Origin of the sequence: Nostoc flagelliforme FACHB-838, assembly GCF_014698065.1 — a bacterium.
GTDB classification, from domain to species: Bacteria; Cyanobacteriota; Cyanobacteriia; order Cyanobacteriales; family Nostocaceae; genus Nostoc; species Nostoc flagelliforme_B.
Map to the genome: position 1 here is coordinate 1 of NZ_JACJSI010000503.1, position 3,714 is coordinate 3,714.

Consider the following 3,714-nt stretch of genomic DNA (forward strand, 5'->3'; position numbering starts at 1 on the left):
ATTTAATTCAGCAACTAAAACGCCCAAGTATTCCTATGTGCTTGGTTTGATTTAAATTGTCGTGTGGTAGGGCTACGCCCCGCTCGCTATTTGTTCCAGTTGCGTAAGTCCTGCTTTACTAAAAACGGGATATGAAGAGATAAAAGGTTCTGTAATAGAGTTATTGTCTTTTCAAACGACAATTTAGAACCAGTACCAGCTCATGCTCGAATCCTATCACTATAGATAATGTTCGTTACGGCAGATAAATGCTACAACAATGCGGCAAATAAATCGGCTCATGATGGCAATAAACTCAAGGCTTTACTGTCACGGGTTTCAATATGTCCATGAAACCTATTTTCTTAGCTAATATTTTCTGTAAGTTCACAAGTTTGGGTTATATTTCCCCTGCTCCAATGAATGCTAAAGCTTTGTAGATTGGCAAAGACATTAATCATTAAACATATTGTTTTGGGAGGGTCAATTCTGTGCTTTTTAAAAACCGCAGCGTTTGGGACTGGCATTTAAGGCTATTAAGTAGTTTATTAAGTAGTGGAATCTTTGTTTCATCTGGATGTTGTGTACTCGCACAGATTAAAGAAGATAGCACGCTAGGAGCTGAAAATTCGATTGTTACACCCCAGGTTATTGATGGTCAATTTGGTAATCAAATAGATGGTGGTGCAATTCGCGGTACGAACCTATTCCATAGCTTTGAACAGTTTTCTGTACTTAAGGGAAGCACAGCCTACTTTAACAATGCGGCAAATATTCAGAATATTATTAGCCGAGTAACAGGCAGGTCTATCTCTAATATTGATGGCATAATAAAAGCTAATCCTACAGCCAATCTGTTTTTAATTAATCCCAACGGGATTATTTTTGGGCCCAATGCTTCTTTACAAATAGGTGGTTCATTTGTAGCAAGTACGGCTAGCAGCTTGAATTTTGCTGATGGCATTAAGTTTAGTGCTACAGAACCCCAAACTACACCTTTACTAACAGTAAGTGTTCCCGTTGGTTTACAATTCGGGGCAACTGCGGCTACCATCGGCAATCAATCCCAAGCAAAGGCAAATGACACGGCTGTTGGTTTACAGGTGTTGCCAAATAAAACCTTGGCATTTGTAGGTGGCGATATTTTGCTGGAGGGAGGAAATTTAACAGCAAAAGGGGGACGAATAGAGTTAGGAAGTGTTGCTGACAATAGTGTGGTCAGTCTAAATTCAACAGATCAAGGCTGGTTTTTGGGATATGAAGGTGTCAATAATTTTCAGAACATTAAACTAATTCGGCGAGATAACATTCGCTCTTATATAGATGCCAGTGGCGAGGGTGGAGGCGACATTCAGGTACAGGGGAAAAATGTGCAGGTCACTGGCACTGGGGGTTCATCAATTTTCACGAATGCCTCAAACATGCAACTACGAGGAAATTTGACGATTACTGCCTCAGATTCTGTGGAACTGATTGGTGGCATTCCTTTGAGAGTTGGAAGCATGAATGGGGGAGTTGCAGGAAACTTAACAATTACGACAGGGAGGTTGATTGTTAAAGATGGAGCACAAGTACTTGTTGATAATTCTAACTCGGTGTCAGATTCTGTGCCGCAATTGACTGTAAACGCCTCAGATTCTGTAGAACTGAGCGGAGGTAGCATTGGTGCTTCTAACAGTTTTAGATCCAGCGGATTGTTTACCGCAACTTACGGTGTTGGTAATGCTGGCAACATCACAATTAACACTCCAAGATTAAATATCCAGGGAGGAGCACAGGTATCAACAAAATCTGACGGACGTTCTTTAAATGGCGTATTTTACCCCGCCACAGGCAAAGGAGGGAATTTGACTGTGAACGCCTCTGAGTTTATAAAATTAAGTGGAATTTCAGCAAATGGTTCTACACCTAGTAGCTTATCTGCATCAACTAACGCTTCTGGCTCTGCTGGAGATTTAAACCTCTTTACAGGCCAATTGATTATTAGAGATGGGGCACTAGTAACTGTGAGCAGTCAACCTCGAGATATTATTTACGCAGAGGGTGCAATTAATCTAGGGCAAGCAGGAGATATAAATGTAACCGTTCGCTCTATACTTCTGGACGAAGGGAAACTCACATCTAATAGTGAATTAGGTAAGGGCGGAAATATTACGCTAAATGTACGGGACTTATTACTGATGCGCCGCGAAAGCCAGATATCTACCAATGCAGAAACACCACAGGCTCGTGGCGATGGAGGTGATATCACCATCAATGCATCGTCGGGTTTTATTGTTGCTCCTCCCTTGGATAATAATGATATTACTGCCAACGCTTTTTCAGGCTCTGGTGGTAATATCACAATTACTGCTAAAAATATATTTGGATTTGTGCAGCGCACTCGTGCAGATTTAGTGAAGCTTTTGAACACTGAAGATGTAAACCAACTGAAGCCAAATGAGTTGTTAACTAACGACATCACAGCGTTTTCTCAGCAAAACCCTTTATTAAATGGCACAGTACAAATCAACTCACCAGATGCAGACCCCAGTAAAGGATTGGCGGAATTGCCTGTAAATGTGGTTGATGCTTCACAGCAAATTGTTGCTGATTGTAATTCTGGTAGAAAAATAGAAAGGAGTTCGCTTATTGTTACTGGCCGTGGAGGAATGGTAGCCGATCCCACGCAGCCATTGATATCTGATGATGCGGTGCTAGCAGATTGGATCACACTCTCTCCAGAGGCGCAGGCTCGTGCTAATAATGGTATTCACAATAGACCAATTGTTCACAAGCAGCCAAACACAGAAGCAAAATTACAGGAGATTAATTCTATCAATGAATCTACTCAAATTGTAGAAGCCCAAGGTTGGGTAATCGATGCCAATGGGGACGTGGTTTTTGTTGCTCAAGTACCCACTGCAACGCCGAACAATTCGTTGCTCACCGATACATCTTGCGTTGCTCATTAGAATATTATTGCAGCACATCCGCTCAGGAAAACTTTTCAAGTAAGCAAATTGAGAGTCTGTAATAGCTTGATTATACGCCAATACGGTTCAGCCCCTTTAAGGTTCAAGATAGAATGGCACGCTTGATATCGGTAAATCGATTATTTTATTCATAAGGCTCTATCTAGTGAACCAACACCCCATCCACAATCGCAACACCCCACTGCGGAAACTTCGCCAGCAACTTCTTGATCACTATCACTAGTGCCGGGTCATCATCCCAACACTCCTGCAAGAAATCAAACCCCGGATTCTGCCCCGAATTGCCTGCCACCTTGAGTTTCTGCATACGCTCCGGTCGCAGATTCGACCTTGTGACAATAGCCTCATGCGACCACTTTTGAGATTGTGGCACGGACAGGGCGGAACCTTCGCCTTCATGATCCGCTTTCACTTCAAGGCCAGAGACTTGATTTTCTCCCGATAAGGAAGCAGATTCACCCTGTTCTACTTGCCCCGGTGTTTGATTAGCGATCGCCAAACTTGAAGAAAATTCATTTTGAGCAGCGGAACAAGCACCTCCATGACAATCTTTCGCCTCAACACCACAAGAGAGGTTTTCAGCCAACAACGAAGCGGGATTACTTTGTGCATCATCCACAAGCGCCAGCGTCGTACAGTCCGTTACCGCAGGTAACTCTTCCTCCTTCTCTGACACGCCCTCGACAGACTGAGGCGACGCGACCCCCAAGGGAGCGATCGCCGCCTCCTCACAGTGCGAAATTTCGGTAAGCGTGTCAGA

At 43.2% G+C, this 3,714-nt stretch carries 1 protein-coding gene and 1 pseudogene; one reads left to right on the top strand and one right to left on the bottom strand.

Annotation, left to right across the window (positions count from 1 at the left end):
• Positions 1 to 470: 470 nt before the first annotated feature.
• The gene (locus H6G97_RS47460; protein WP_190947299.1) at positions 471 to 2,933 is read left to right on the top strand and encodes a two-partner secretion domain-containing protein; all 2,463 of its coding nucleotides are present in this window, start codon (positions 471 to 473) and stop codon (positions 2,931 to 2,933) included.
• A 163-nt stretch (positions 2,934 to 3,096) separates the two neighbouring features.
• Here the strand turns inward: H6G97_RS47460 and H6G97_RS54275 are convergent.
• Positions 3,097 to 3,714 (bottom strand): annotated as a pseudogene (locus H6G97_RS54275) (hypothetical protein); the annotation flags it as partial.